We start from the raw sequence: 25,835 nt of genomic DNA on the forward strand, positions 1-25,835 counted from the left end.
CGGCACGCTCGGCGGCAGACAACACAATCTCAGCAGCATGAGGGGTCGGCACAACCCAGATTAACAACTAGATCGTAATTAATGACTCAGGACACTAGGAGTTCTCCAGCAGTTCCAGCACGGCCGGGGTCACCTCGTCGGCGCCGGCCGCGAACTCGTCGTGCTTTTCGATGAACTTCGCCACGAACGGGCATACCGGCACGATGCGCAGGCCGGCGTTCGACGTCTCGGTCAGGGCGGTCTGGATCAGCTTGCTGGCCAGTCCCTTTCCGCCGAACTTCTCGCCGATCTCGGTGTGGTGGAAGATGCGCTGCCGGTCGTGGTCGACGTATTCGGCGAAGCCGGCGATCTCGTCGCCCTCATAGATCTCGAAGCGGTTCAGCGCCGGTGCGTTCCTGACGATGTCGGTCATGGTGTCCTCACGGCCCGGTGTAGCCGGGCGGGTTGGGGGTGTCCACCCACAGGTCGACACCGAGCTCGGAGCCGGGCACACAGTCGTACACCGACAGGTCGGTGACCCCGGCGTCGAGCAGCACGTCCTCGCACAGCAGGCTCTGGCCGGTGTATTCACGTGCCGGACGGGTGAACACGGCGTAGGCGGCATCGGCGTACACGTCGGGCTTGCGGGCCCGGCCCATCGCCTCGTCGCCGCCGAGCAGGTTCTGCACCGCCGCGGTGGCCACCAGGGTCCGCGGCCACAGCGTGTTGGAGGCGATCTCGGCCTCGCGCATCTCCTCGGCGATGCCGAGCGCGCACAACGTCATCCCGAACTTGGCCATCATGTAGGCGGTCGGGGTGAGCCATTCGGACTCCAGCCTGATCGGCGGGGACAGCGTGAGGATGTGCGGGTTGGTGCGACCCTTCATGTGCGGGATACAGGCCTGCGAGACGGCGTACGTGCCGCGGATCTGGATCCCGTTCATCAGGTCGAAGCGCTTGAGGGGCACCTCCTCGATCGAGCCCAGGTTGATGGCCGAGGCGTTGTTCACGCACAGGTCGATACCGCCGAATTGAGCCACGGCTTGATCTACTGCGGAGGCCACCGAGTCACCGTCACGCACATCACCGACGATGGGGAGCGCCTGACCGCCGGCGTCCTCGATCTCCTTGGCCGCGGTGTAGACGGTGCCTTCCAGCTTGGGGTGCGGTTCTGCCGTCTTGGCCAGCAGCGCGATATTGGCGCCGTCGGCGGCCACCCGCTTGGCGATGGCCAGACCGATGCCCCGGCTGGCCCCGGAGATGAACATGGTCTTTCCTGACAGCGGAGCTTCACCCATGGCCCAACCTTAGATCGCCCGGATATCTGCCACGACGCCTTCGGTGAGCCGGACGAGGTCACCGGGCGCCAGCGCGACATCCCAGCCACGCTTGCCCGCGCTGCACAGCACCCGGTCCCATTCCAGCGCCGAGGAGTCGATCACCGTCGGCAGCGCGCGGCGCTGGCCCAGCGGAGAGATGCCGCCGAGCACATAGCCGGTGGACCGTTCGGCCGCGGCCCGGTCGGCCATGGCGGCCTTCGGCACGCCGAGGGCGGCGGCCGCGGCCTTCAGCGACAGTTTCGAGGGCACCGGCAGCACCGCCACCGCCAGCCCGTGCGGGACGGCCAGCACCAGCGTCTTGAAGATCTGTGCGGGGGCGAGGCCATGTGCCGCGGCCAGTTCGGCGACCGCCTCGTCGCCGAAGGACGCGGCGCGCGGGTCGTGCTGGTAGCGCAGGATCTCGTGGTCCGCGCCGTCGACGAGCAGCGCGGCGATCGCGGGGGTCGCTGCTCCTGCCACCCGGCCAGACTAGTGCGGGAATGCAGACCCACCGGGCCGCCGTTGTTGCTTGCATCGACGGAGTCGGGCGCCCTGCGCCCGGGCGATGTCGGTCATTGCCTTTAGGATCGTCAGATAGGGGATTTTGGTGCCAACGGCCTGCCTGGATCGTCCGGTGTTCACACTGGAGCTGTTCGGTGATGCCGCAACAGAAGGGACGGTGTCTCCCGCGATGACCGATATCGATGAGGCGGCTCGTGCCGCAGAGACAGATGCCGAGCTGACCGCCCGGTTCGAACGCGATGCCATCCCACTGCTCGACCAGCTCTACGGCGGTGCCCTGCGGATGACCCGCAATCCGGCCGACGCCGAGGATCTGCTGCAGGAGACGATGGTCAAGGCCTATGCCGGCTTCCGATCGTTCCGCGCCGGCACGAACCTCAAGGCGTGGCTGTACCGGATTCTGACCAACACCTACATCAACAGCTACCGCAAGAAACAGCGGCAGCCTGCCGAGTACCCGACCGAGGAGATCACCGACTGGCAGCTGGCGGCCAACGCCGAGCACTCGTCGACCGGTCTGCGTTCGGCCGAGGTGGAGGCGCTGGAGGCGCTGCCCGACACCGAGATCAAGGCGGCGCTGCAGGCCCTGCCCGAAGAGTTCCGGATGGCGGTGTACTACGCCGACGTCGAGGGATTCCCGTACAAGGAGATCGCCGAGATCATGGACACGCCGATCGGCACCGTGATGTCGCGGCTGCACCGCGGTAGAAAGCAGTTGCGTGAGTTGCTGGCCGATGTGGCCAGGGACCGTGGATTCATCCGAGACCCACAGCTCGGTGCGCCCGAGGAGGTTTCGTCATGACCCAGTCACCCGAGGATGAGCGCTGGTCGCCGCCGGTCGGCCCGGTCGATCCCGAGCACCCCGAATGTGCCGCGGTGATCGCCGAGGTGTGGACGCTGCTGGACGGCGAATGCACCGCCGAGAGCCGTGACAAGCTCAAGCAGCACCTCGAAGATTGCCCGACCTGCCTGCGCGTCTACGGAGTGGAGGAGCGGGTGAAGAACCTGATCGCCAGCAAGTGCCGTGGTGAGCGGGCACCCGAGGGCCTGCGGGCACGGCTGCAGATCGAGATCAGCAGGACCACCATCATTCGGGGCTGAGCGCCCCGTACACAGCACAAAACAACCGCCCGGGCTCTCTTGCGAGAGCTCGGGCGGTTTGTTGCGTGCAGCCCCGTGGGGGCTACGACAACGCGTCAGGCGTTGGGACGACGGCCGTGGTTGGCCTTCGAGTGCTTGCGGTCGCGCTTCTTGCGGCCTCGCTTGGCCATGGTGAACCTCCGGATCAGATGAATACTTGAGGCCCAGTATCTCATGCCGGACGGACTGCTTTTCCCGCGTGGTATTCGATGCGTCTTTTCCGGTTGTGGTTCGATATAGGCCGGTCGGCGGAACAGCAGCCAGCCAAAGCGACGTGAGTGGGGTGAAGATGGCCGAGGATGTTCGCGCAGAGATCGTGGCCAGCGTGCTGGAGGTCGTTGTGCAGAAGGGCGACCAGATCGGTGCGGGCGACACCCTGGTGCTGCTGGAGTCCATGAAGATGGAGATCCCGGTGCTGGCGGAGGTCGCGGGCACCATCACCGAGGTGAGTGTCTCGGTGGGTGACGTCATCCAGGCCGGCGACCTCATCGCGGTGATCAGCTAGCTCGTCTGCGGTAACGGCTCATGTCGACTCTCGGCGATCTGCTCGCCGAGCACACCGTTCTTCCCGGTAACGCCGTCGACCATCTGCACGCTGTGGTCGGCGAGTGGCAACTGCTGGCCGACCTGTCCTTCGCCGACTACCTGATGTGGGTGCGCAGCGATGACGAGGTCCTCGTGTGCGTGGCGCAGGTGCGGCCCAACACCGCCTCCACCATGCTGCTGGCCGACGCCGTCGGCACCGCCACCGCCGCCGCGGAGATGCCGGTGGTGCGCGCCGCGTTCGACTCCGGTGCGATCGGCCGGGAGAGCGATGTCAGCCAGCCCCGCGGGGACGGCCAGTGGCTGAACGTGGAGGCCGTGCCGGTGCGGCACGCCGATCGCGTCGTCGCCGTGCTCACCCATCAGACCGCGCTGGCCGAGGGCCGGACGTCCAGTCCGCTGGAGCGCGCCTACCTCGACTGCGCCGCCGACCTGCTGCACATGCTCAGCGACGGCACCTTCCCGAACGTCGGTGACCTGCCGATGTCGCGGTCCAGCCCACGCGTCGGCGACGGCTTCATCCGGCTCGGGGTGGCCGGGGAGGTCGCGTTCGCCAGCCCCAATGCCATTTCCGCGTATCACCGGATGGGCTTCGCCGCCGAACTCGAGGGGCACAACCTCGTCACGGTCACCCGCCCGCTGATCTCCGATCCCTTCGAGGCCCAGGAACTGGCCGAACATGTGCGTGACTCGCTGGCGGGCGGGTCGAGCATGCGCATGGAGGTCGACGCCGGCGGTGCCGCGGTGCTGCTGCGCACGATCCCGCTGCAGGTGGGCGGCGCGGCCGCCGGCGCGGCGGTGTTGATCCGTGACGTCACCGAGGTCAAACGGCGCGACCGCGCCCTGTTGTCCAAGGACGCGACGATCCGCGAGATCCACCACCGGGTGAAGAACAACCTGCAGACCGTCGCCGCGTTGCTGCGCCTGCAGGCCCGCCGGACCAACAACGCCGAGGGGCGGGAGGCGCTCATCGAGTCGGTGCGCCGGGTGTCGTCCATCGCGCTGGTGCACGATGCGCTGTCCATGTCGGTCGACGAAGAGGTCAACCTCGACCAGGTGGTGGACCGGATCCTGCCGATCATGAACGACGTCGCCTCGGTGGACACCCCGATTCGGATCACCCGCGACGGCGACCTCGGTGTGCTCGACGCCGACCGGGCCACCGCGCTGATCATGGTGATCACCGAACTGGTGCAGAACGCGTTGGAACACGCCTTCGACGGCGATGTGAAGAAGGGGTCGGTGACCATCCGGGCCGAGCGTTCGGCGCGCTGGCTCGACGTCGTCGTGCATGACGACGGCCGCGGGCTACCGGAGGGTTTCAGCCTGGAGAAGTCCGACCGGCTCGGCCTGCAGATCGTGCGCACGCTGGTCTCGGCGGAACTGGACGGCTCGCTCGGCATGCACGATGTGGACTCCGGCGGTACCGATGTGGTGCTGCGGGTGCCGATCGGGCGGCACCGCAGAGCCGCGATCTAGTGCCGAAGCGCCGCGAAATGTGATGCGGCGCACAATGACTGGTGGCTCACAATGGGGCCCATACGCAAAAAGACTGCGGCCCCGACAATTGCTGTCGGGGCCGCAGTCGATGTCTTGCGGGGGACCTAGACGCTGGTGCGTGCCTTGGTCCGCGCGTTGCGACGCTTGAGCGCGCGACGCTCGTCCTCGCTCATGCCACCCCACACGCCGGCATCCTGACCGGACTCGAGTGCCCAGCTCAGGCACTCGGTGGTTACCGGGCAACGGTTGCAGACGAGCTTCGCATCGGCGATCTGGGCGAGTGCCGGGCCGCTGTTTCCCACCGGGAAGAACAGTTCCGGATCCTCATCGCGACAGACCGCCTTGTGACGCCAATCCATGCTTCCATCTCCTAATCAAGTCGTTACAGTGGCGCTACAAAGACACCCTGAGTTTTTTCGGCTGTTAACGCGCACACATCAAATGTTTCTGCGCTGTTGCGTCCAATGCTTTCACAGGCTGAACAGATGTCAATAGAAGTGCGTTAACACGTGGGCAATGTCACTGCGGTACCGGGTTACCAGTCCGCTCACTCGTTTGTACTACACTCAACTCACTTGCGCTCTAAATTTATGCTGCTCACAGCGAATTCGCAGGTCAAGCGGTTTCGGCAGTAGGCGCCACCACGCACAGCGCATCCGGAACCGAAGTAAAAGTCATCGCATCACGTAATCCGATGTAGTCGCCGTCGATCTGGCAAGCCACCGGTGTGTCACTGGTCACCCGCAGCCACGCCAGGTCGTCTTCCCGGATCAGATGGGGTGCTTCGATATTCGGTTTGGCCGACAGCATCCGGCGCACCAGGCCGAGATTGCGCCATACATTCATATTGGTGATCGCGAATACCCCGAGCCCGGTCTCGAAGGTCGTCCCCGGGTTCGTCCACACCGGCCGGGCGTTCGCGTACGTCCACGGGCTGGAATTCGACACGAACGCGAAGTGCACGCCGGACTGGGCCTCGCGGCCGGGCAGTTCGACGGTCAGCAGCGGCTCCCTGCGGGCGCTGGCCAGCATTTCGCGAATCGCCACCCTGATGTACCGGGATGCGGTCACGGTGCGGCCCTTGGCCCGCTGAGCCTCCACCGCGGCCACCACGTCGCCGTCGACGCCCATGCCCGCGGTGAACACGCCCCACCGCTCACCGCAGTTCATCAGGCCGATGCGGCGCCACGGCGCCCCGCGGCGGTAATCGCCGAGCAGATCGACGAGCTGGTTGGTGGCCACGACGGGGTCCGGGCTGATGCCCAGCGAGCGGGCGAAGACGTTGGCCGATCCGCCCGGCACCACCCCGACCGCGGGGGTGCGTTCGGAAGGCTCCTGCAGCACGCCGTTGACCACTTCGTTCACCGTGCCGTCGCCGCCGTGCACGATCAGCACGTCGATCCCGTCGCGGGTGGCTTGGTGGCCGATCTCGATGGCATGGCCTCGGTGATCGGTGTGGATCACGGTCAGATCGACGCGGCTTTCCAGCGCGTGAGCCAGCAGGTCACGTCCCGCCGGGGTCGTCGATGTCGCGTTCGGGTTGACGATCAGCACGGCACGCACGGGGACCCAGCCTAACCGCGAATCCGCCGGGGGCGAATCGGCCTGCGCAACGCAGGGTGAGCAGTCGGCGCATTTCCGGTGATCATCGGGTGAATATCCGGGCCCCCGATACCGTTGGCGTTCAAGCCCGTTCGGTGACCCAGGTCAGTGCGCGCCCGCGGCGTCGGGCAGCAGTGCCGGGCAGGCGCCGAACAGATCGGTGGTCAGTTCGAAATGCCACGTCTCGTTGGCGTAGATCTGGCACAGCCCGAACCGCGGCCCGTTGGCGATCATCCACCGGTCGGCGCCGGGTCCGCCGATGTCCACCGCCGCGCCCACCACATGCCGCGACTGTTCGGGAGTCTGCACGTACTGCCGGGCCGCGGGGTAACTGCCGTAGGTCACGATGGCGTCGTCGAGCAGCTGCTGCTGGAACTCCGGCGAGCGCCACCCGGACGTCACGGTCACGGTGACGCCCTCGGCCGCCGCCGCCGAGGTGGCGTTCTGCACCGCCGCCAGCAGGGTGGGGTCCAGCCGGCCGATGGCGGGATCGGCCACGTCGAAGGCGGTCAGCGGCGCGCTGTCCGTCGCGGTCTCACCGGCAGGTTCGGCATGAGACAGCGGCGCCGACAGCACGGCTGCGACGGCCATGGCCGCCACGATCAGCACGAAACGCATCAGGCCAGTTTACGGACCGCGCCCGATCTCCCCGTCCACATAGCGCCAGGAGCCGTCGCGGCCCCGGCGGAAACGGCTGCGTTCGTGCAGGATGTGCCGCTTTCCGTCCTGCAGGTACTCGGCGCGGAATTCGACGATCCCGGTGTCGTCGTCGGCGCCACCGGCCTCGGTGTCCACGATCTGCAGGCGGCGCCAGGTGATCTGGTCGTCGAGGTCCAGCCGCGCGGGCCGGGTGCCGGGATGCCAGCTGCTCAGCAGGTAGTCGGCGCGACCGCGCGCGAAAGCGCTGAACCGCGAACGCATCAGCGCCTCGGCGGTTCCGGCAACCACCGTCCCGTCGTGTAGCGGTCCGCAACAGTCGCGGTAGGCCTGCCCGGATCCGCAGGGGCAGGGGCCGGTATCAGCCGCGGACATCCGAAGTCCCTACCGCAGCGGCGATCTCGTCGACCAGAGCCTCGATCCGAGCCGGGTCGTCCAGCCGGTCGGGCGCCCAGGCCAGCGCGATCCTGACCGGGGCCCAGGTGCTTTCGTCGATCGGGATCAGTTTGAACTCCGGGGGCGAGAAGATCCGGCCGATCGCCGATGCCGGCGCGTAGGTCACCATCGCGACCAGATGACGGTTGAACACCTGGGTCGCCATCTCCAACTCGCCGCCGAGTTGGTTGGTGGTCCGCACGATTCGGTGCACTCCGCGGGCCTGCAGGCCGCGGGTCAGTCCGGCCAGCACCACCGGGTTGGGGCGCGCGAAGTCGATCACCACATCACGGTCGCGCAGCGCATCGATGGTCACGCTGTCATCGGCGGCCAACGGATCATCGAAGCGGACGGCGATCGCGCCCGGATAGCTGGTCACGACCCGGTGACGTAATCGCTTGTCGGAGTGGGGCAGATGGATCAGGCCCAGATCGAGGTGCCCGGACACCAGTTTGGCGGTGACCTCCGCCGCGGATCCGGGAACGCTGAACTCGGCCGGTGACGTCAGTGCGGCGACCGTCGTCTCCAGCTGCGCCAGAAAGTCCGACGGCGCGTACGCGGTGGCGCCGATGCGGACCGGCTTGACGCCGTTGGTGATTCGCGACGCCATCGCCTTGAGGTCGTCGACCCGATCGAGGATGTCGCGGGCCGGGCCCAGCAGCTTCTGCCCGAGTGGGGTGAGCCGGACGTTGTGGTAGTCGCGTTCGAAGAGCCGGCCGCCGAGCTCGTTCTCGAGCAGCTTGATCTGCTTGCTCAGTGGCGGCGGGGTGATCATCAGCCGGTCGGCGGCACGTTTGAAGTGCAGTTCCTCGGCGACCGCGACGAAATAGCGGAGCCTGGTGAAGTCCACTTGCATGCGGGCACGTCCGAAACGGGTCGAGGCGGATGTTGGCTCCCGGATCTTAAGCCGCTCCGGCCGGCCGGCGGTCAGCGAGGCTGCGAGGCCGCCTCGAGCACGGACTCCAGCACGCCGCGGGCCATCAGGTCGTCGATGTCGGCCTGGCTCAGTCCGAGCAGTTCAGCGGCCAGCTCGCGGGTCTGCTCGCCCAGCAGCGGCGCCTGCCCGAGCGGAGGGTCGGCGATGCGGTCGGAATGGATCTGGACGTTCTCCAGGATGTAGGGCTCGCGGCCGTGCGGGTGCAGCTCCTCCCGGAAGGCGCGGCGGTCGATGTAGTACGCCCAGCCGGGCACATCGGCGGCGTGCAGTACCGCGCCGGCGGGTACTCCGGCCGCCTGCAGCAGGTCCATCGCCTCGCCTGGGCTGTGCTCGGCGGTCCATTCGGCCAGCGGGTGCTGGCCGATCACGGTGCGCAGGGCCCGGTGGTCGGCATCGTCGCGGACGGTCACCGCGACCCACGCGTCGTCGCCGCGGGCCGGGAACAGGCCCCAGGGGTGCTCGGGCTGCTGCTCGGGCAGCCCGGCCACCTTGCCGGCGATCTCGGCGGCAAGGTGGCTGGTCATCACCTCGGACTGCGCAACGCTGGCCGCCCCACCGGTTCCGGTGCGTTCCCGGCGCAGCAGCAGGGCCAGTGCGGCGAGCGCGCCGATCCGGGCAGCGACATGATCGGGGTAGACGGTGACGGCATCGCAAAAGGTTGGGTGGGGCGAGCGAAGCGACGGGGGATGATCCTGCCCGCCGGGGTAGGCCCACTGGGCGGTGAAGCCCGCGGCGGCCCGGACCAGCGGTCCGTAGCCGAGCCGGTTCGCCCACGGCCCGGTCGGCCCGAACGCCGAACTGTCCACGACGACGATGCCGGGGTTGATCCGGCGCAGCGTGTCGTGGTCCATCCCCAGGGCGGCGGCGACACCGGGCTTGAAGTTGGTGAGGACCACATCGGCGGCCTCGACGAGCCGGTGCGCCAGCGCCTGTCCTTCGGCGATGCGCAGATCGATGCTGATGGACTTCTTGTTGCGGTGTCCGGCGGCGTAGGTGTGCGATATCGATGCCAGGTTGCCGCGCAATCCGTCCGGAAACGCCGAGTTCTCGATCTTGACGACATCGGCGCCGAGGTCGCCGAACAACCGGCCGGTATCGCTGCCCACCACGATGACACCGAGATCCAGCACCCGCACGCCCTCCAGCGGCAGGCCCTCGTCGCGGCGGGTGCGCCCGGCCAGGATGGGCGCGCGCTCCGGTCGCCCGGCCGGCATTGCGGGGGCATTCAGCGTGCTGGCCCGGTGACCGTCGATCTCGACGACGCCCACCGGAACCGGAACCGTCACGCCCGTGCCGAGGTCGATGTCGCGAAAGAAGCCGCGCTCGGTGACGTGTTCGCTGCGCAGTGCCTCGTCGAGGGTGAGCACCGCCGCGGTCGGTACCCGGTGGCGTTGACCCTGCTGCTCCAGTTCTGCGCGGGTCTTGCCCGCGCAGAACCGTCCTATCGCGCCCAGCAACTCGACCGAGGTGAGGCGTTCGCGCAGGCTGTAGTATTTTGGGTCGGCGAATTCGGCTGGGCGGCCCATCCATTCGAACATGCCCTCCCACTGCCGTTTGGCCAGCAGACAGATCCGCACGTGCCCGTCACGACAGGCGATGATGGGATAGCGCAGCTGCTCGGCGGCCCAGTTGCGTTTCTGCGCGCTGAGCGCCACCCCCGCCGAGGCGGTGCCTGCGGTGCCGTACGGCGGATCGAGGGTCTGCATGGCGCCTTCGAGCACGGCGAAGTCGATGAGATCACCTGCACCGGTGCGTAAGCGGTCCAGCAGCACGCTGACGGTGAACACCGCCGCCTGTGCGGCGGCCACCTGGTAGGGCAGGTGGCGTCCGGGCGGCACCAGGGGTTCGCGCCCGGGGATCCCGGACCGGGACAGCTCACTGGTGAGCGCGTGCAGCACCGGTGTGGTGGCCTGCCAGGTGCGGAATCGGGTGTCGCGGCCGAAATCGCTGATGGACAGGATGACCAGCGCCGGGTGCGCGGTCCGGATCGCGCGGACGGCCAGTGCGGCTTCGGCATCCGAGCCGGGCGCGGTGTTCTCGATGAGGATGTCCGCGCCGGCCAGCATGCCGGTCCAGCTGTCGGGGTCGTCGACGGTCACCGTTTCCAGGCCGTGCCGGTTCATCGCGGTGTCGAGCGGCACCGGTCCGTCCTGGGAGCTGACGCCGTGCAGCACCACGGGACTGACGTCGGCCCCCAGATCGGCCAGCAGGCGTCCGACGGCGGTCATCGGTCCGGTGGTCAGATCGAGGACCCGTACGCCGGACAGTGGTGGGTCGTAGTCGTTTTCGCGGTTCATCGGGCTCAGTTGCTCCGGGCCTGGCGGAACGGGATGTCGCGGTCGACTTCGGGTTCCTTGGGCAGTCCGAGCACCCGCTCACCGATGATGTTGCGCTGGATCTGGTCGGTGCCGCCGCCGATCGAGGTGAAGAACGCGTTCAGGGTCAGGAAGTTGACGTCGTCGGATTCGGGGTTGTCGGGGCCGGCCAGGAGGGCCTGCGCGCCGATGATGTCGGTTTTCAGTCGCGCCTCGGCGTGCAGGATGCCCGACATCGCCAGCTTGCCCAGTGACATGACCGGACTCGAGGTGCCCTGCTTTGCCTCGGCTTTCGCGCGGGCATTGTTGAGGCCGTTGAGTTCTCGCAGGGCCAGCACATCGGCCAGCGACCTGCGCACCGCGGCGTCGTCGAGTCGGCCGTGCTCACGGGCCAGTTCGACCAGGCTGTTGGCGCGGGACTGGTTTCGTCCGGAGCGGCCGGCGGCGCCCATCAGGGACCGCTCGTAGGCGAGCGCGGTCTGCAGCACCCGCCAGCCGTTACCGGTACCGCCCACGACGTAGGCGTCGGGCGTCGTGGCGTCGGTGATGAACACCTCGTTGAAGTGCGACTCACCGGTGATCTGGTGCAGCGGTCGGACTTCGATGCCGGGTTGTTTCATCGGGATGATGAAGAAGGTGATGCCCTTGTGTTTGGGCGCATCCCAATCGGTGCGGGCGATCAGCAGCGCGTAGTCGGAGGTCAGGGCTCCCGATGTCCACACCTTCTGGCCGTTGATCACCCACTGGTCGCCCTCCTGCACGGCCGAGGTGCGGATGCCGGCCAGATCCGATCCGGCGCCCGGTTCGCTGTAGAGCAGGCAGGTGCGGGACTTCTCGGTCAGGAAGTCGCGCAACAGATCGTGTTTGATCTGCTCGGTGCCGAACGTCAGGACGGTGTTGGCCGGGATGCTGTACTTGTCCTGGCGGGCGCCTGGGGCGCGGACCGCGCGGAACTCCTGGTCGATGACATTGGCGAGTTGGTTCGGGTATTCGCGGCCGAACCACTCGGTGGGGTAGGTCGGTGTCGCGTACCCGGCGTCGAGGACCGTCTCCAGCCAGGCGATCCGTTCCGGGGAACTCGCCCACGGGTCATCGGATTTCGGCAGGCCGGTCCAGTTGGCGGCCAGCCAGTCACGGACCTCGGCGCGCAGTTCGTCGGCAGCGGGCAGGGTGTGCGCGGTCATCTCAGGCGCCCTTCGCCAGCAGGTAGCGCTCGCGGTGGGCCCCGGAGTCGCCGAACAATTGCAGCCCGGAGCGGGCCCGGCGCAGGTACAGGTGCGCGGGATGCTCCCAGGTGAACCCGATGCCACCGTGCATCTGGATGGCCTGCATCGCGGTGTCCACATACGCCTCGGCGCAGGCGAAACCCGCGAGTGCGACTGCGCCGGAACGCGTTTCGGGGTCGTCGTACCGGGCTGCCGCATGCTGGGCCGCCGAGGTGGCCGATTCGACCTGGAGCAGCAGGTCGGCCGCAATGTGTTTGAGCGCTTGGAAACTGCCGATCGGGCGGCCGAACTGGATGCGGGTCTTGAGGTAGTCGACGGTGATGTCGAAGATCCGCCGGGCGCCGCCGGCCTGCTCGCCGGCCAGGGCGATCACCGTCAGATCCAGCGCCTGCTGCACCGCATCCCAGCCGACGGCACCGATGCGCCGGGCCGGGGTGGCGGCGAAGGTGTAGGTGGACAGCGGGGTGGTCGGATCGAAAACCGTTGCCGCGGTGCGCTGGAAGCCGGGAGCATCGGGGGCCACCTGGAAGACGGCGGGCCCGTCGGTGGTCTGGGCGATGACCAGGATGACATCGGCGACCTGCCCGAAGGTGACGTAGTGCGCGGTGCCGGTCAGGGTGCCGTCCGCGCCGGCCCGGATGTCGAGGGCGTCGGCGGTCCAGGTGCCCCGCGGTCCGGTGACGGCGACGGTGCCGATCTCGGTGCCGTCGGCCAGCCCGGGCAGTAGCCGCTGCTTGTCGGCATCGGTGCCGCCGGACTGGACGAGCGCGACGGTGAGCACCGCGCTGGACAGGAACGGGGCGGGCAGCAGCGCGGCCCCGGTCTCCTCGGCAACGGCCACGAGTTCCTGGGCGCCCAGACCGACACCGCCGTACTCGGGCTCCACCAGCAGTCCCGTGACGCCCTGCGCGGCGAGCTTGGCCCACAGGTCGCGGTCGAATCCGTCCGCGGAAGTCATCACCCGCCGCACGTCGGCCTCGCTGCATTCGTCGTGCAGCAGGTCGCGGACTGCGGATCGCAGCTCGGCCCGCTCGGTCACGCTGATCGTCATGGCGTCCATGCAACGCGGTGGCGCGGGCTGTGTAAATCACGCACGCCGACACCGGTACGTTTCCGATCGGGACATGTACCGGCCGCGGGTGCGCGATGGTTACTCGCCGAGAACCTCGGCGGCGATCCGGAATGCGTTGTTGGCATCGGGGACCCCGCAGTAGATGGCGCTCTGCAGGATCACTTCCTTGATCTCGTCGGCGGTCAGTCCGTTGCGCAGCGCGGCCCGCACATGCATGGCGAATTCCTCGTGGTGGCCGCGGGCGATCAGCGCGGTCAGGGTGATCATCGAGCGCGATCTGCGGTCCAGGCCGGGCCGGGTCCAGATCTCGCCCCAGGCGTACCGGGTGATCAGGTCCTGGAAGTCGGCGGTGAATGCCGTGGTGGCGGCCACCGCGCGGTCGACGTGCGCATCGCCGAGGACTTCGCGGCGCACCGCCATACCGTCGTCATGTGTGGTCACGATTCTCCTTCGAGGTTGCGCCGGGCGCGGTGCACCGCGGCATCGACGAGATGGGCGGTGGCGCCGAGATAGTCGGTGGGGCCGGTGTGCCCGGTCAGCGCCCGCATGGACTGTTGCTCGGCGTCGATGCCCGGGGCGGCGGCCAGGTTCGCGGCCGCCGTGGCGGTGTCGACGCGCAGCCCGCTCAGCAGATCGGAGGCCTGGGATGCGGCCACGACGGTGCGTCGCGCCAAGGTCCGCAGGGTGGCCCATTCGGTGTGCCAGCCGCCGTCGGAGCGTTCGTCGACGCTGGCCGCCGACGCGGTGTGCAGGGTGGCGCCCAACTGCGGCGCCGACATCGCGCTCCGGCGCAGCAGCACGGTGAGCACCGGATTGTTCTTGTGCGGCATGGTCGACGATCCGCCGCCGGAGCCTTCGGCGAGTTCCCCGACCCGGACACCGGCGGCGATGTCGTTGGCGACGTGGCCCCACGCGTCGGTGCAGGTGATCAGCGCGTCGCCGTGGCGGGTCAGCACCGAGCGGGTGGTGTGCCAGGGACGTGCGGTCTCCAGATCGAGCGCGTGGGCCAGCGCGTCGGCCAGTCGCAGTGCGGCCTCCGGTGACCCGGACAGTTCGGTCGCCGCCGCCATGGTGCCTGCCGCGCCGCCGCACTGCACCGGAAAGCCAAGGGCCGAAAGGGGTTCGGCGGCGTCCAGGATGGCGGTGAGCCAGACGGCGAACTTGCCGCCGAAGGTGCCCGGCAGCGCAGCCTGAGTCAGTGTCCGGGTGAGAACCGCTGCGTCACGGTGGGTTTCGATCAAGTCCACCAGGGTGTGCACCTGTGCGGTCAGTTGGGTGCGCACGGCGGTCTGCGCATCGCGCGCGCACAGCATCAGGGCGGTATCGAGCACGTCCTGACTGGTGAGCCCGCGGTGCAACCAGGTGGCGGTCGCGTCGCCGGCCCGCGCACGCAGCAGTGCCACCAGCGCGGTGACGGGATTGCCGTCCCGTTCGGCGGCGACGGCGATGTCCTCCAGGTCCGCCTCCGACACCAGCGCGGTCAGATCCGCGGTGGCCGTCGCCGGCGCGACACCGGCGTCGACAAGGACTGTCAGCCAGGCATTTTCGACGGCGGCGAGTGCCGCCAGCAGCGCGATATCCGACATCACCGCGCCGGCGCGGTGGTCACCCGGCCAGAACAGGTCGCTCACTGGCCCGGGTACCGCAGGAAGACCGTCTCGCCGTCGCCCTGCAACCGGATGTCGAAGCGCAGGCCCTGCTCCTCGCGGGTGGCGATCAGGGTGTCGCGCCGGCCGGCGGGCAGCCCGGACAGCAGGGGATCGTCCGCGCAGGCCGGACCGGGGATGTAGGCCCGGGTGAACAGCCGGTTGAGCAGCCCGCGTCCGAACACGGTGATGGCGATGAACGGCGCGCGACCCGGTGTGCCGGGCGCGGGTTCGACGGTGCTGAAGCTGAAATGGCCCTCGTCGTCCGTGGATACCCGGCCCCACCCGGTGAACGTCCAGCCGTCGCGATGCAGCGATCCCGCGGTGTGGGGGACCCGGCCCTCGGCGTCGGCCTGCCAGATCTCCAGCAGCACATCGGGTACGGGCCGGCCCGCACCGTCGGTGACGACGCCGTGGAAGCGGATGGCTCCCGGCGTGCCGGCGGGCACCAGCTCGCCGCCGCGTTCGAACGGCAGGGCGTAGCCGTAGAACGGGCCGATGGTCTGTCCCGGAGTTGCGGCCAGCATGGTCATCAGTGCTCCTCATCCTCATCACGGGCGGCATTCTCGAAATGCGTGCGCTGCGAGCCGGTCAGCACGATGTCCCAACGGTAGCCGGTGGCCCATTCGTGGCTGGTGACATCGTGGTCGTAGGCGGCGACCAGCCGGTCACGCGCCTTCTGGTCGGTGATGGACTGGTAGATCGGGTCCAGGGCGAACAGCGGATCGCCGGGAAAATACATCTGGGTGATCATGCGCTGGGTGAAATCCGTTCCGAACAGCGAGAAATGGATGTGCGTAGGCCGCCACGCGTTGCGGTGGTTCTTCCACGGGTAGGGGCCGGGCTTGATGGTGGTGAAGCGGTAGTTGCCGTCGGCGTCGGTGAGGCAGCGCCCGACACCGGTGAAGTTGGGATCCAGCGGCGCGTGGTGTTGATCGCGCTTGTGGACGTACCGGCCTGCCGAATTGGCCTGCCAGATCTCCACCAACTGGTGGCGCACGGGCCGGCCGTCACCGTCGAGGACACGGCCGGTGATCACCATGCGTTCACCGATCGGGTCGCCGCTGTGCTGGATGGTCAGATCCGATTCCAGGCGGTGGACGTCGCGCTCGCCGAACACCGGCGCCCACAACTCCAGGGCCTCCGGGTCGGCGTGGTGCAGATCCTTGGTGGGATGGCGCAGCAGACTGCTGCGGTAGGGGGCGTAGTCCAGCCGGGGCTGCAATTCTTCGATACCTGTTTGCAGGTAACCGGTTTCGATGGCTGCCATCTCGGCGTTGATCTCAGCCTGGCTCGCCGAAGCGCTATCGGGATTGGTATCCGTGATGGTGAGGTGCGGGGCTGTCATACGGACTGACGTTAGTCAGCAAGGGGGTGGCCACGGAAGAGTAGACTTCCGCTCAGCGAAAGGATTCTGCGGTTGGCGGGGAACACGTCGGTACCGGGCACCACGGTGGCCTCCAGGTTGCTGGCGATCGTCGGCGCCTTTGATGAGCGCCACCGCGCGCTGACGCTCACCGAACTCGCCCAGCGGGCCGGACTGACGGTACCGACCGCATCGCGGCTGACCGGGGAACTGGTGGCGGGGGCGGCCCTGGAACGCCGCGCGGACGGGCGGTTCGTGATCGGCAGGCTGTTGTGGGAGGCCGGTCTGCAGGCACCGGTGGAAGGCCGGTTGAAGCAGGTCGCCGAGCCGTTTCTGTACGACGTGTACGCCGCCACCCTGGCCACGGTGCACCTCGCGGTGCGCGACGGGGCCCAGGTGCTCTACCTGGCCCGGATGTCGGGGCGGGCGTCGGTGCCGATCGTGAGCACGGTGGGCAGCCGGCTGCCGATGCACAGCACCGGGGTGGGTAAGGTCCTGCTCGCCCATGCGCCGGCCGACGTGCGCGGCGAGGTGTTTGCCGCGCTGGTGCGGGTCACCGCCAAGACGATCACGTCGCCGGCGGTGCTCGACGCGCAGCTGGAGCGGATCCGCCGCGATGGGGTGGCGGTGACGGTGGAGGAGATGTCGATCGGGGCGTGTTCGATGGCGGTGCCGGTGATCCGCGCCTCGGACAACGCCGTGGCGGCCGCGATCGGGGTGGTGGTGCCCACCCTGAAACGCGACCGCCAGCGGTTGTTGGGAGCTCTGCAGGTTGCCGCGCGGGGAATCGGGCGCCTGCTCTGAGCCTCAGTGCTTGACGAGTTGGCCCTCGGGTAGCACGCGATGACCCAGCTGTTCGGTGGGCACGTCCCGGGTTTCGCGGGCGGTCAGGGCCGACCCCGCGGCGATCAGGCACACCACCGCGGTGAAGATGCTGATGACCACCCAGCCACCCTCGCGGACCCCACCCAGTGCGGTGACGATCGACGGCGCGAAACCTGCTACCAGGAAGCCCAATTGGGTGCCGATGGCCAGGCCCGAGAACCGCACCTGGGTGGAGAACATCTCACCGTAGAACGAGGGCCAGACCGCGTTGGCGGCGGCGTAACCGCACGAGAAGGTGGCGACCGCCAGGGCGAAGGTCAGCAGATGGTTGCCCTGGCTCATCGAGAGCATGTAGAAGGGCATCAGTGCCGCCGAGGACAGGGCGCCGTAGATGAACACCGGCTTTCGGCCGATGCGGTCGGCGAGCCTGCCGAAGAACGGCTGGGTGATCAGCGCACCGACGTTGGCGACCACGACGAGCCACAGGGTGAGGTCGGCTTCCAGGCCGACCGCTTTGCCGTAGGCGAGGGCCAGGTTTCCGAAAACCGTTGACACCGCGGCGATGAAGGCGCAGAGGATGACCCGCACCACATCGCGCCAGTGGTTGCGCAGCAACGGGATGAGCGGCATCCGGGCGATCGTGCCGGCCTTCTTGGCCTCGGTGAACTGCGGGGTCTCGTGCAGCTGGCGACGGATGAAGTAGGCGACCACCACGACGACGGCCGACAGCCAGAACGGGACACGCCAGCCCCAGCTGTACTTGGCTTCATCGGGTAGCGCCATGAAGGGGATCATCACCAGTGAGGCCAGGATGAGGCCGCCCTGGGTGCCGGTCAGCGTCCACGATGTGTAGAAGGCCCGCTGGTTGTCCGGGGAGTGCTCCAACGTCAGCGAACTGGCGCCGGCCTGCTCACCCGCGGCCGAAAGTCCCTGCAACAGCCGGCACAGCACCAGCAACCCGGGTGCGGCCCACCCGATGGTGTCGAAGCCTGGCAGGCAGCCGATCAGGAAGGTGGAGATGCCCATCAGGACCAGGGTGAACATCAGGACGCGCTGGCGGCCGATGCGGTCACCGAAGTGACCGAGGATGACGGCGCCGACGGGGCGGGCCACGTAGGCGAAGCCGAAGGTGGCGAACGACATCACCAGGGCGGCTTCGTCATTCGACGGGAAGAAGACGTGCGGGAAGATCAGTGCGGCGGCCGAGCCGAACAGGAAGAAGTCGTAGTACTCCACGGCACTTCCCATGAAGCTGGCCAGTGCGGCCTTGCGTGGCGTGCGGATCGGTGTTGATTCCGGAGGCTGCGCTTCGGTGGTGGTCATCCGGGTCTCCTTTGAACGGATCTGGCGGGTGGGTGGGGATCAGGTCAGGCGGGCGGGTTGGTCTCAGGCGACGAGATTGCGGAAATGGGTGGACATGCGGGCGGCATCGGGGGTGATGCCGGTGATCAGTGCGAAGGCGTCGACGGCTTGGTAGACGGCCATGTGGCCGCCGTCGAGGGTGCGGCACCCGGCCGCGCGCGCGGCCTGCAGCAGCGCGGTGTCCAGCGGTCGGTAGACGATGTCGGCGACCCACAGCCCCGGGTGCAGCAGCGCGGCGTCGAAGGCGATGCCGGGGTGTTCGGCCATCCCGGTCGGGGTGGCGTGCACGACGCCGTCGGCGCCGGGCAGCAGCACCGAGAGTTTGTCGAAGGACGAGGCGTCGACACGGGCCAGCGGGTGCCGGCCGCCGAGTTCGTGCGCGAGTGCGGTCGCGCGGTCGATATCCAGGTCGACGATGCTCAGGTGCCCGACCCCGAGGCGCAACAGCGCGTCGGCGACCGCCGTGCCTGCTCCGCCGGCGCCGATCAGCACCACGGTGTCCAGTGCCGCGCCCGGCAAGGCCTCCGTGACACCGTGGGCGAACCCGGTGGTGTCGGTGTTGTAGCCGATGGCGCGGGCACCGTCGAAGACGACGGTGTTGACCGCGCCGAGCGTGGCGGCCACCTCGTCGATGTCGTCGAGGTGGGGGAGCACCAGCTGCTTGCACGGGTGGGTGATGTTGAGGCCGTTGTAGCCCAGGGTGCGGGCCCAGGTGAGGATCTCGCCGACCTGTTCGGGCGCCAGGCCCAGCGTGCCCAGGTCCAGGGTGCGGTAGACGTAGTCGAGGCCCTGGGCGCGGCCCTCGGCCATGTGCAGCGCGGGCGTCAGCGACGGACCGATGCCGTTGCCGATGAGCCCTACCAAGTATGGCTGCGGATGGTTCATCTGCGTCCTGCTCCCTTAATGTACTAACTGGTACGTACGCAAAGTAGAGCACTGTGTCGCGGGTCGCGTCAAGGGGCGAATGTGAACTGGGTCTCTGACCTGGGTTCGGGCCGGTGAGCCGGCTGGTGTGCGGTGCGGTGGCCGCGTCAGGGCTGGGTGGTGAGCCAGCCGACCACCATGTCGCCGAGCATCCGGCGTAGGTGGGCGCGCTGCGACGTCTCGGTGAAGTCCACGTCGAACAGGTATCCGAAGGTGAAGCGATTGGCCACCTGGAACACGCAGTAGGAGCTGATCACCACGTGCACGTCGAGGGCCACGACGTCATCGCGGAAGACGCCGGTCGCGCGCCCGTCGCGCAGGATCTCATCGAGCAGCGAGGTGGCCGGCCGGGACAGGTCGGGCAGTTCGCGCAGCTGCTGAATGAACTCACCACGGTGGATGTTCTCGATGGACACCAGCCGGATGAACGCGTCGTGGGCGATGTGGTGATCGAAGGTGACCTCGGCCAGCCGGCGGATCGCCACGACCGGGTTGTCGTGGTCGACGCGCAGCTTCTGCTCGGCCTGGCGGATGCCGCGGTACGCGTTCTCCAGGACGGCCAGATACAGCTGTTCCTTGCTGCCGAAGTAGTAGTAGATCATCCGCTTGGTGGTGCGGGTCCGCTCGGCGATCTCGTCCACCCGCGCACCGGAATAGCCGGATTCGGCGAAGACCTCGGTGGCCACCGCGAGCAGTTCCGCCCGCGTGCGCTCGGCATCGCGCTGCAGTTCGGCTTTGGGCTTGGCGGCCATGGGGGCAGAGCTTACTGGGGCCGACCCCTTCCCAGGCAATGAACTAACTAGTACATTAATTGGGCATGAAGACTTCGATCGCCACCGTGTCACTGTCGGGCTCGCTGGTCGAGAAGCTGCACGCGTGCGCCGCGGCCGGATTCGACGGCGTCGAGATCTTCGAACCCGACCTGATCGCCAGCGTCCATTCACCCGAAGAGATCCGGCACCTGGCCCACCGGCTGGGGCTGCGCCTGGACCTGTACCAGCCGTTGCGTGACCTCGAAGGCGTCGACGAGACCACCTTCGCCGACAACTTGCGGCGCGCCGATGCCACCTTCGCCACCGCCGAGCGCCTCGGTATCGACACCGTGCTGGTGTGCAGCAATGTCGCCACCGCGACCATCGACTCCGATGAGGTCTCCGCAGACCAGCTGCGCCGCATCGGTGACATCGCGCGGGCCCGCGGCATCCGGATCGCATTCGAGGCGTTGGCGTGGGGCCGCTATATCGATGACTATCGCCGCGCCTGGCGCATCGTCGAGATCGCCGATCACCCGAATGTCGGTGTCTGCCTTGACAGTTTCCACGTGCTCTCGCGCGGGCACGATCCGTCGGCGATCGAACAGATCACCGGTGAGAAGATCTTCTACCTGCAGCTCGCCGATGCCCCGGCACTGTCCATGGACGTGCTGTCCTGGAGCAGGCACCACCGGCTGTTCCCCGGGGAGGGCAGCTTCGATCTGGCCGCCTTCGTACGACACACCCTGGCCGCCGGGTACGACGGGCCGTGGTCGCTGGAGGTCTTCAACGACACCTTCCGCCAGACCGATCCGGGCCACACCGCGGTCCACGCACTGCGCTCGCTGCGCTGGCTGGGCGATCAGGTGCTGCACACGCTCACCGATGCCAAGCCGCCGACCGGCTTCGACTTCGTCGAGATCAAGGCCGAGGACACCAGCGAGGTCGAGGTACTGCTGGGCCAGCTGGGCTTCACGCCGCGCGGCAAGCACCGCACCAAGCCGGTGTCGCTGTGGTCCGCCGGTGATGCCCGGGTGGTGCTCAACGAACAGCAGGCCCGCGATCAGGTGCCGCACGTCGCCGCGGTCGGTCTGCAGGTACCGGACGCCGCGGCCACCTCGCAGCGCGCCGCCGAACTGATGGCGCCGGTGGCCTACCGCCGGACCTACGCTGCCGAGCAACCGCTGGGCGCCGCAGTGGCCCCCGACGGCACGGAGTTTTTCTGGACGGCGGCCCCCCGGTGGGTCGACGAATTCGAGGGCGGCCTCGCCGACGACGGCCGGGCCATGGCGATCGATCACGTCAACCTGACCCAGCCCTGGCAGACCGCCGACGACGCGGTGCTGTTCCTGACCAGCGTGTTCGGTCTGTCCGCCGGGGCGCCCGCCGAGGTGCCCGGCCCCACCGGACTGATCCGCAGCCAGGTCATGCACAACGCGGACCTGTCGGTGCGGCTGCCGCTCAATGTCGCCCCGCACATCCTGGACGGCGCAGGCTTGCCCCAGCACGTCGCCTTTGCCTGCGATGACGTCATCGCACTGGCCCGCGCCGCCGCGGGCAACGGCCTGCCCTTCCTGCCGGTGCCCGACAACTACTACGACTACCTGTCCGGGCGGTTCGGGCTGCCCGATGAGCGGGTTGCCGAACTGAAGGCGCTCAACCTGCTCTACGACCGCAGCCCGCGGGGCGAGTTCATCCACTTCTACACCCGCACGGTCGGCACGGTGTTCTTCGAGTTCGTGCAGCGTATCGGCGGGTACGACGGCTACGGCACCGATAACGCGCCGGTGCGCCTTGCCGCCCAGCGCTAGTGCATCGGTACCGTATTTGCGTGACCCAACCCCGCCTGCTCCTCGTCAACGGGCCGAACCTCAATCTGCTCGGCACCCGCCAGCCTGAGGTCTACGGCGCCACCACGCTGGCCGAGATCGAGTCCGATGTCGCCGCCCAGGCCGCCGGATCCGGGTTCGAGGTGCGCGCCACCCAGAGCAACCACGAGGGCGCGCTCATCGACGCGATCCACGCCGCGCGCGGCGATTGTGTCGGCATCATCATCAACCCCGGCGCCTACAGCCACACCTCGATCGCCATCGCCGATGCCCTGCGATCGGTCGAATTGCCGGTCGTCGAAGTGCATTTGAGCAATGTGCACGCGCGTGAGGAATACCGCCGGCACTCGTTCGTGTCGGAGGTGGCCGACGTCGTGATCGCCGGTGCCGGGCCCGCCGGCTACGAGTACGCGGTGCGCTACTTCGCCGCCAAACTGTCGTGAACCTGCAGCCGCCGATCGTCCGCTATGTGGGGTTACTGGTGGCGGCCGAAGGCGTGGCCGCGCTCGTCATGGCCGTGGTGCTGCTGGTCCGGGCCTTCGCCGGTGCCGATCAGCAGATCGTCAACGGCTACGGCACCGCGGTCTGGTTCCTGCTGATCGGCGGCGGCGTGCTGGCCGGTGGCTGGGCGCTGATCACTGCCCGGCGCTGGGGCCGCGGCATCGCGGTGCCCACCAACCTGCTGCTGCTGCCGATCGCCTGGTACGTCATCACCAGTCATCATGTGGTCTACGGCATCCTGGTCGGTCTGCTGGCGCTGACCGCGCTGGGCATGTTGTTCAGCCCGTCGGCGGTGCAGTGGATGGCGGGCCGGGACTAACCCGTTTCGCCGGCCAGTGCGGTGAGTTCCGGCCCCGACACCCGGTAGGTGGTCCATTCGGTCTGCGGTTTCCCGCCGACGGCGTCATACAGCGCGATGGCATTGACGTTCCAGTTCAGCACCGCCCAGCTCAGTCGCGTGTAGCCGTGGGTTTCGCACTCGGCGGCCAACGTGGACAACAACTTCCGGGCCAGACCGCGGCGGCGGAAATCCGGCCGCACGTAAAGGTCCTCGAGGTAGATCCCGGACACCCCGTCCCAGGTGGAGAAGTTCAGGAACCACACCGCCGTTGCCGCGGCCCGGCCGTCGATCTCGACAATATGGGCGTGTGCCGTCGGCTGATCGTTGAAAAGAGCGTTGTGCAGCGATGTTTCGGTCACCACGCATTCATCGGCGGCGTGTTCGAACTCGGCGAGCTCGCGGATCATGGCGACGATCTCGGCCTCGTCGCCCGGTCGTGCGCGGCGGATCACTTCGGTCATGTGGGTGCCCCCAGCCCTGTCAGGATCGTGCGGAATTTCGTGGTGGTCTCGTCGACCTCGTCATCGGGGTCGGATTCGGCGACGATGCCGCCGCCGGCATGGGCGAGTGCGCTGAGTCGGTCCGCGGCCAGCACCGCGCACCGGATCGACACGACCCAGCGGCCGTCGCCGCGCTCATCGCACCAGCCGACGGCGCCGGCGTAGAAGCCGCGGTCGCCCTCCAACTCGGTGATCAACTCCGCGGCCAGGTCGGTGGGCACCCCGCCCACCGCCGGTGTCGGGTGCAGCGCGAGCGCCAGATCCAGGGCGGTGGTGTCCGCCGACCGCAACCGGCCGCGGATCGGGGTGCTCAGATGCCACAGCGCATCGGTGCCGTGCAGTTCCGGTTCCGCGGCGATCTCCAGATCGACGCACAGTGGTTCCAGGGCCGAACGCATCACGTCGACGACGAGCGCGTGCTCATGCCGGTTCTTGCCGGACGCCGCCAGCGCCGCCGCATTGCGCGCGTCGGCGTCGGGGTCCGCCGAGCGCGGCGCGGAACCGGCGAACGGCTGACAGACGACCGTGTCACCGTCGCGGGCCACGAGCAGTTCCGGACTGGCGCCCACGAGGAACTGTCCCAGATACTCGGGCCCGGCGGGGGACAGGTCGGCCAGGTAGACCGTGGCCGCGGGATCGGCACCGGCCAGCCGTCGCAGCACCGAGCGGGCATCCCACGGGGTGTCGGCGGCCAGTCGCAACGCGCGCGCCAGCACCACCTTCTGCAGCGGCGAGTCCGGCGCGCGCAGGCGGCGCACGGCCTCGGCCACCCGTTCCCGGTGCACGGGGCCCGGCGGCAGGGTGTCGCGGGTGTGGATCGCCGGTGCGGGAGTGTCCGGCCACTCCGGCAATCCGCCGGTCTGCTGCACGGTGCCGGGCACGTGCAGGGCGGCGGGGCCGTCGAGGTCAAAAGGCAACGCGCCCATGATGATCGGCGCGGCACCCGTGCGCAGCGCGTGCTGAGCCGCGGCCACCTCGGAGAAACCGGCGCGGCTGCCGTCGGCCACCAGGGTGCCCGACGGTCCGGACAGGACAAAGGTTGGGGTCACGCCGGCGGTAGGCACGGGTTGGTGTGCCCGGTCAGCCCGAGCGCGCTGATCTGACGGATGCCCTTCTCGAATCCGCACACCGCGATCGAGGCGGCGGCCATCGAGAACCGCACCCCTTCGGAGAGGGGCAGCTCGACCCACCGGCTCAGCACCGACCGGGAGAAATGGCCGTGGCCGACGAACACGACGTCCCGGGACTGCATGTGTTCCAAGGCCAGGGCGATGGCGGCGTCGGCGCGGTCGGACACCTGGATGGCCGTCTCGCCGCCGGGGGATTCGTGCGTCCACACCGTCCAGCCCGGAACCGTTTCGCGGATCTCGGGGGTGGTCAGGCCCTCGTAGTCGCCGTAATCCCATTCGGCCAGCAGGGGTGAGACCTCATCGACGGTCAATCCGGCGAGTTCGGCGGTCACCTGTGCGCGCTGTCGGGGGCTGCTGACCACCAGCGGGTTGCGCAATTGCAGGTCGCCGATGACCTCGGCGGCCAGCTTGGCCTGTTCGCGGCCGATGTCGAGGAGTTCGATGTCGGTGCGTCCGGTGTGCCTGCCACTGCGCGACCACTCGGTTTCGCCATGGCGCAGCAAGATCAGCCGATGCTGGTGGACGCTCACAGGTGCGATTCTGCCGCACGGAGCAGCCAACCGCCGCATCCGTGCTTGGATGGTGCTGTGACGCGAGTATTAGCGGTCGCCAATCAAAAGGGTGGGGTCGCCAAGACGACGACGGTGGCGTCGATCGGTGCGGCGATGGCGGAAAAGGGCCGGCGGGTACTGCTCGTCGATCTCGATCCGCAGGGTTCCCTGACGTTTTCGCTTGGCCACGACCCGGACACACTTGCGGTGTCGATCCACGAAGTGCTGCTCGGCGACGTCGAACCGGACACGGCGCTCGTCGAGACGCCCGAGGGCATGACGCTGTTGCCGGCCAATATCGACCTGGCCGGCGCGGAGGCGATGCTGCTGATGCGGGCCGGGCGCGAGTATGCGCTCAAGCGCGCGCTGTCGAAGCTTGGCGTCGGAGCCGCGGGAGCGGCGACATCGGACGAGGCTTTCGACGTGGTGGTGATCGACTGCCCGCCGTCGCTGGGTGTACTGACGCTCAATGGCCTGACCGCCGCCGACGAGGTGATCGTGCCGCTGCAGTGCGAGACGCTGGCGCATCGCGGTGTCGGGCAGTTCCTGCGGACCGTGAACGACGTCCAGCAGATCACCAACCCCGATCTCAAGATGCTCGGTGCACTGCCCACCCTCTACGACGCGCGCACCACGCACAGCCGCGACGTGCTGTTCGACGTGGCCGATCGTTATCAGCTGCCGGTGCTCGCGCCGCCGATTCCGCGCACCGTGCGGTTCGCCGAGGCCAGCGCCTCCGGATCGTCGGTGCTGGCGGGCCGCAAGAACAAGGGCGCGGTCGCCTATCGGGAACTGGCCGAGTCGCTGCTCAAGCACTGGAAATCCGGCAAGGCGCTGGCGACTTTCACTCCGGAGGTCTAGG

The 25,835-nt window shown here is 68.4% G+C and carries 31 protein-coding genes; 9 read left to right on the top strand and 22 right to left on the bottom strand.

What is annotated here, in order from left to right:
- Positions 1-94 precede the first annotated feature (94 nt).
- From ASE48_RS08835 to ASE48_RS08845, 3 genes are read right to left on the bottom strand one after another with little or no spacing between them, the layout of a single operon-like run.
- Positions 95-412, bottom strand: a complete 318-nt coding sequence (locus ASE48_RS08835) for a GNAT family N-acetyltransferase (RefSeq protein ID WP_057166704.1) — start codon at positions 410-412, stop codon at positions 95-97.
- A 7-nt stretch (positions 413-419) separates the two neighbouring features.
- On the bottom strand, positions 420-1,277 hold the full coding sequence (locus ASE48_RS08840; RefSeq protein WP_057166705.1) for an SDR family oxidoreductase: 858 nt from the start codon (positions 1,275-1,277) through the stop codon (positions 420-422).
- 9 nt (positions 1,278-1,286) lie between these two features.
- Positions 1,287-1,778, bottom strand: a complete 492-nt coding sequence (locus tag ASE48_RS08845; protein ID WP_057166706.1) for a YbaK/EbsC family protein — start codon at positions 1,776-1,778, stop codon at positions 1,287-1,289.
- A gap of 211 nt (positions 1,779-1,989) precedes the next feature.
- Here ASE48_RS08845 and ASE48_RS08850 point away from each other — a divergent pair, with 211 nt between their 5' ends.
- Together ASE48_RS08850 and rsrA are read left to right on the top strand one after the other, a co-directional pair.
- Positions 1,990-2,622 (top strand): sigma-70 family RNA polymerase sigma factor, encoded by a 633-nt coding sequence (locus tag ASE48_RS08850; RefSeq protein ID WP_162264207.1) that lies wholly within the window; start codon positions 1,990-1,992, stop codon positions 2,620-2,622.
- Positions 2,619-2,921, top strand: coding sequence for a mycothiol system anti-sigma-R factor (rsrA, locus tag ASE48_RS08855; RefSeq protein WP_057166708.1), 303 nt, complete (start codon positions 2,619-2,621; stop codon positions 2,919-2,921). Before ASE48_RS08850 ends, rsrA begins: the two co-directional genes overlap by 4 nt.
- 95 nt (positions 2,922-3,016) lie before the next feature.
- On the opposite strand, the gene ASE48_RS33800 is transcribed toward rsrA, so the two are convergent.
- Complete coding sequence (locus ASE48_RS33800; protein WP_085976028.1) at positions 3,017-3,091, bottom strand: 50S ribosomal protein bL37; 75 nt, start codon at positions 3,089-3,091, stop codon at positions 3,017-3,019.
- A 158-nt stretch (positions 3,092-3,249) separates the two neighbouring features.
- On the opposite strand from ASE48_RS33800, the gene ASE48_RS08860 reads away from it, so the two are divergent.
- A complete protein-coding gene (locus tag ASE48_RS08860; protein ID WP_057166796.1) occupies positions 3,250-3,465 on the top strand; it encodes a biotin/lipoyl-binding carrier protein in 216 nt (71 codons plus the stop codon).
- A 20-nt stretch (positions 3,466-3,485) separates the two neighbouring features.
- Positions 3,486-4,982 (top strand): sensor histidine kinase, encoded by a 1,497-nt coding sequence (locus tag ASE48_RS08865; protein ID WP_057166709.1) that lies wholly within the window; start codon positions 3,486-3,488, stop codon positions 4,980-4,982.
- A gap of 125 nt (positions 4,983-5,107) precedes the next feature.
- Here ASE48_RS08865 and whiB1 read toward each other — a convergent pair whose 3' ends face one another.
- The 12 genes from whiB1 to pcaH all read right to left on the bottom strand — a co-directional run bounded on the left by whiB1 (position 5,108) and on the right by pcaH (position 16,241).
- Positions 5,108-5,362, bottom strand: coding sequence for a transcriptional regulator WhiB1 (gene whiB1, locus ASE48_RS08870; RefSeq protein ID WP_029373613.1), 255 nt, complete (start codon positions 5,360-5,362; stop codon positions 5,108-5,110).
- A 256-nt stretch (positions 5,363-5,618) separates the two neighbouring features.
- Positions 5,619-6,566 carry a diacylglycerol/lipid kinase family protein gene (locus tag ASE48_RS08875; RefSeq protein WP_057166710.1) on the bottom strand — a complete coding sequence of 316 codons (948 nt, stop codon included), beginning with the start codon at positions 6,564-6,566 and terminating at the stop codon, positions 5,619-5,621.
- A gap of 144 nt (positions 6,567-6,710) precedes the next feature.
- Entirely contained in the window at positions 6,711-7,223 is a 513-nt protein-coding gene (locus ASE48_RS08880) for a M15 family metallopeptidase (RefSeq protein WP_057166711.1), read from the bottom strand.
- Between the two features lie 9 nt (positions 7,224-7,232).
- Entirely contained in the window at positions 7,233-7,637 is a 405-nt protein-coding gene (locus ASE48_RS08885) for a YchJ family protein (RefSeq protein WP_057166712.1), read from the bottom strand.
- Positions 7,624-8,553, bottom strand: coding sequence for a LysR family transcriptional regulator (locus tag ASE48_RS08890; protein WP_057166713.1), 930 nt, complete (start codon positions 8,551-8,553; stop codon positions 7,624-7,626). Before ASE48_RS08890 ends, ASE48_RS08885 begins: the two co-directional genes overlap by 14 nt.
- A gap of 71 nt (positions 8,554-8,624) precedes the next feature.
- Positions 8,625-10,931, bottom strand: a complete 2,307-nt coding sequence (locus ASE48_RS08895; RefSeq protein ID WP_057166714.1) for a CaiB/BaiF CoA-transferase family protein — start codon at positions 10,929-10,931, stop codon at positions 8,625-8,627.
- 5 nt (positions 10,932-10,936) lie between these two features.
- On the bottom strand, positions 10,937-12,133 hold the full coding sequence (locus ASE48_RS08900) for an acyl-CoA dehydrogenase family protein (RefSeq protein ID WP_057166715.1): 1,197 nt from the start codon (positions 12,131-12,133) through the stop codon (positions 10,937-10,939).
- Position 12,134: 1 nt separating this feature from the next.
- Positions 12,135-13,226 (bottom strand): acyl-CoA dehydrogenase family protein, encoded by a 1,092-nt coding sequence (locus ASE48_RS08905; RefSeq protein ID WP_057166797.1) that lies wholly within the window; start codon positions 13,224-13,226, stop codon positions 12,135-12,137.
- A gap of 99 nt (positions 13,227-13,325) precedes the next feature.
- On the bottom strand, positions 13,326-13,688 hold the full coding sequence (gene pcaC / locus ASE48_RS08910) for a 4-carboxymuconolactone decarboxylase (RefSeq protein WP_082614073.1): 363 nt from the start codon (positions 13,686-13,688) through the stop codon (positions 13,326-13,328).
- Positions 13,685-14,878, bottom strand: a complete 1,194-nt coding sequence (locus ASE48_RS08915) for a lyase family protein (RefSeq protein ID WP_057166716.1) — start codon at positions 14,876-14,878, stop codon at positions 13,685-13,687. Before ASE48_RS08915 ends, pcaC begins: the two co-directional genes overlap by 4 nt.
- Complete coding sequence (pcaG, locus tag ASE48_RS08920; protein ID WP_057166717.1) at positions 14,875-15,429, bottom strand: protocatechuate 3,4-dioxygenase subunit alpha; 555 nt, start codon at positions 15,427-15,429, stop codon at positions 14,875-14,877. The genes ASE48_RS08915 and pcaG overlap by 4 nt, the downstream gene beginning before the upstream one ends.
- Positions 15,426-16,241 carry a protocatechuate 3,4-dioxygenase subunit beta gene (gene pcaH, locus ASE48_RS08925; protein ID WP_057166718.1) on the bottom strand — a complete coding sequence of 272 codons (816 nt, stop codon included), beginning with the start codon at positions 16,239-16,241 and terminating at the stop codon, positions 15,426-15,428. The genes pcaG and pcaH overlap by 4 nt, the downstream gene beginning before the upstream one ends.
- A 72-nt stretch (positions 16,242-16,313) precedes the next feature.
- Here pcaH and ASE48_RS08930 point away from each other — a divergent pair, with 72 nt between their 5' ends.
- Positions 16,314-17,063, top strand: a complete 750-nt coding sequence (locus ASE48_RS08930) for an IclR family transcriptional regulator (RefSeq protein WP_057166719.1) — start codon at positions 16,314-16,316, stop codon at positions 17,061-17,063.
- Positions 17,064-17,066: 3 nt separating this feature from the next.
- Here ASE48_RS08930 and ASE48_RS08935 read toward each other — a convergent pair whose 3' ends face one another.
- The 3 genes from ASE48_RS08935 to ASE48_RS08945 all read right to left on the bottom strand — a co-directional run bounded on the left by ASE48_RS08935 (position 17,067) and on the right by ASE48_RS08945 (position 20,122).
- Positions 17,067-18,407, bottom strand: coding sequence for an MFS transporter (locus ASE48_RS08935; RefSeq protein ID WP_057166720.1), 1,341 nt, complete (start codon positions 18,405-18,407; stop codon positions 17,067-17,069).
- A gap of 63 nt (positions 18,408-18,470) precedes the next feature.
- Positions 18,471-19,331, bottom strand: coding sequence for a shikimate dehydrogenase (locus ASE48_RS08940; protein ID WP_057166721.1), 861 nt, complete (start codon positions 19,329-19,331; stop codon positions 18,471-18,473).
- A gap of 146 nt (positions 19,332-19,477) precedes the next feature.
- Positions 19,478-20,122 (bottom strand): TetR/AcrR family transcriptional regulator, encoded by a 645-nt coding sequence (locus ASE48_RS08945; RefSeq protein WP_057166722.1) that lies wholly within the window; start codon positions 20,120-20,122, stop codon positions 19,478-19,480.
- 65 nt (positions 20,123-20,187) lie between these two features.
- On the opposite strand from ASE48_RS08945, the gene ASE48_RS08950 reads away from it, so the two are divergent.
- The 3 genes from ASE48_RS08950 to ASE48_RS08960 are packed head-to-tail and all read left to right on the top strand — an operon-like array spanning position 20,188 to position 22,771.
- Positions 20,188-21,933: a bifunctional sugar phosphate isomerase/epimerase/4-hydroxyphenylpyruvate dioxygenase family protein gene (locus tag ASE48_RS08950; RefSeq protein WP_057166723.1), complete on the top strand. Its 1,746-nt coding sequence runs from the start codon at positions 20,188-20,190 to the stop codon at positions 21,931-21,933.
- 20 nt (positions 21,934-21,953) lie between these two features.
- A complete protein-coding gene (gene aroQ / locus ASE48_RS08955) occupies positions 21,954-22,394 on the top strand; it encodes a type II 3-dehydroquinate dehydratase (protein ID WP_057166724.1) in 441 nt (146 codons plus the stop codon).
- The gene (locus ASE48_RS08960) at positions 22,391-22,771 is read left to right on the top strand and encodes a hypothetical protein (RefSeq protein ID WP_057166725.1); all 381 of its coding nucleotides are present in this window, start codon (positions 22,391-22,393) and stop codon (positions 22,769-22,771) included. Before aroQ ends, ASE48_RS08960 begins: the two co-directional genes overlap by 4 nt.
- On the opposite strand, the gene ASE48_RS08965 is transcribed toward ASE48_RS08960, so the two are convergent.
- Genes ASE48_RS08965 through ASE48_RS33385 form a run of 3 tightly spaced genes read right to left on the bottom strand, consistent with a single transcriptional unit; the run spans position 22,768 to position 24,952 of the window.
- Entirely contained in the window at positions 22,768-23,253 is a 486-nt protein-coding gene (locus tag ASE48_RS08965) for a GNAT family N-acetyltransferase (protein WP_057166726.1), read from the bottom strand. The genes ASE48_RS08960 and ASE48_RS08965 overlap by 4 nt on opposite strands.
- On the bottom strand, positions 23,250-24,341 hold the full coding sequence (locus ASE48_RS08970; protein WP_057166727.1) for an isochorismate synthase: 1,092 nt from the start codon (positions 24,339-24,341) through the stop codon (positions 23,250-23,252). Before ASE48_RS08970 ends, ASE48_RS08965 begins: the two co-directional genes overlap by 4 nt.
- A complete protein-coding gene (locus tag ASE48_RS33385; RefSeq protein ID WP_057166728.1) occupies positions 24,338-24,952 on the bottom strand; it encodes an acid phosphatase in 615 nt (204 codons plus the stop codon). Before ASE48_RS33385 ends, ASE48_RS08970 begins: the two co-directional genes overlap by 4 nt.
- Before the next feature lie 57 nt (positions 24,953-25,009).
- Between ASE48_RS33385 and ASE48_RS08980 the strand changes: the two genes are divergently transcribed.
- Complete coding sequence (locus ASE48_RS08980) at positions 25,010-25,834, top strand: ParA family protein (protein ID WP_082614076.1); 825 nt, start codon at positions 25,010-25,012, stop codon at positions 25,832-25,834.
- Position 25,835 lies beyond the last annotated feature (1 nt).

It is taken from the genome of Mycobacterium sp. Root265, from assembly GCF_001428895.1.
Classification (GTDB): Bacteria; Actinomycetota; Actinomycetes; order Mycobacteriales; family Mycobacteriaceae; genus Mycobacterium.

Bases quoted from the DNA above. Each gene is read 5' to 3' on its own strand.
- ASE48_RS08895 (WP_057166714.1), bottom strand. From the start codon at position 10,931: ATGAACCGCGAAAACGACTACGACCCACCACTGTCCGGCGTACGGGTC.
- ASE48_RS08950 (WP_057166723.1), top strand. From the start codon at position 20,188: ATGAAGACTTCGATCGCCACCGTGTCACTGTCGGGCTCGCTGGTCGAG.
- ASE48_RS08850 (WP_162264207.1), top strand. From the start codon at position 1,990: ATGACCGATATCGATGAGGCGGCTCGTGCCGCAGAGACAGATGCCGAG.
- ASE48_RS08880 (WP_057166711.1), bottom strand. From the start codon at position 7,223: ATGCGTTTCGTGCTGATCGTGGCGGCCATGGCCGTCGCAGCCGTGCTG.
- ASE48_RS08905 (WP_057166797.1), bottom strand. From the start codon at position 13,226: ATGACGATCAGCGTGACCGAGCGGGCCGAGCTGCGATCCGCAGTCCGC.
- ASE48_RS08865 (WP_057166709.1), top strand. From the start codon at position 3,486: ATGTCGACTCTCGGCGATCTGCTCGCCGAGCACACCGTTCTTCCCGGT.
- pcaH (WP_057166718.1), bottom strand. From the start codon at position 16,241: ATGACAGCCCCGCACCTCACCATCACGGATACCAATCCCGATAGCGCT.
- ASE48_RS08900 (WP_057166715.1), bottom strand. From the start codon at position 12,133: ATGACCGCGCACACCCTGCCCGCTGCCGACGAACTGCGCGCCGAGGTC.
- ASE48_RS08945 (WP_057166722.1), bottom strand. From the start codon at position 20,122: ATGGCCGCCAAGCCCAAAGCCGAACTGCAGCGCGATGCCGAGCGCACG.
- rsrA (WP_057166708.1), top strand. From the start codon at position 2,619: ATGACCCAGTCACCCGAGGATGAGCGCTGGTCGCCGCCGGTCGGCCCG.
- ASE48_RS08965 (WP_057166726.1), bottom strand. From the start codon at position 23,253: ATGACCGAAGTGATCCGCCGCGCACGACCGGGCGACGAGGCCGAGATC.
- ASE48_RS08835 (WP_057166704.1), bottom strand. From the start codon at position 412: ATGACCGACATCGTCAGGAACGCACCGGCGCTGAACCGCTTCGAGATC.
- whiB1 (WP_029373613.1), bottom strand. From the start codon at position 5,362: ATGGATTGGCGTCACAAGGCGGTCTGTCGCGATGAGGATCCGGAACTG.
- ASE48_RS08860 (WP_057166796.1), top strand. From the start codon at position 3,250: ATGGCCGAGGATGTTCGCGCAGAGATCGTGGCCAGCGTGCTGGAGGTC.
- ASE48_RS08890 (WP_057166713.1), bottom strand. From the start codon at position 8,553: ATGCAAGTGGACTTCACCAGGCTCCGCTATTTCGTCGCGGTCGCCGAG.
- ASE48_RS08935 (WP_057166720.1), bottom strand. From the start codon at position 18,407: ATGACCACCACCGAAGCGCAGCCTCCGGAATCAACACCGATCCGCACG.
- ASE48_RS08940 (WP_057166721.1), bottom strand. From the start codon at position 19,331: ATGAACCATCCGCAGCCATACTTGGTAGGGCTCATCGGCAACGGCATC.
- ASE48_RS08840 (WP_057166705.1), bottom strand. From the start codon at position 1,277: ATGGGTGAAGCTCCGCTGTCAGGAAAGACCATGTTCATCTCCGGGGCC.
- ASE48_RS08885 (WP_057166712.1), bottom strand. From the start codon at position 7,637: ATGTCCGCGGCTGATACCGGCCCCTGCCCCTGCGGATCCGGGCAGGCC.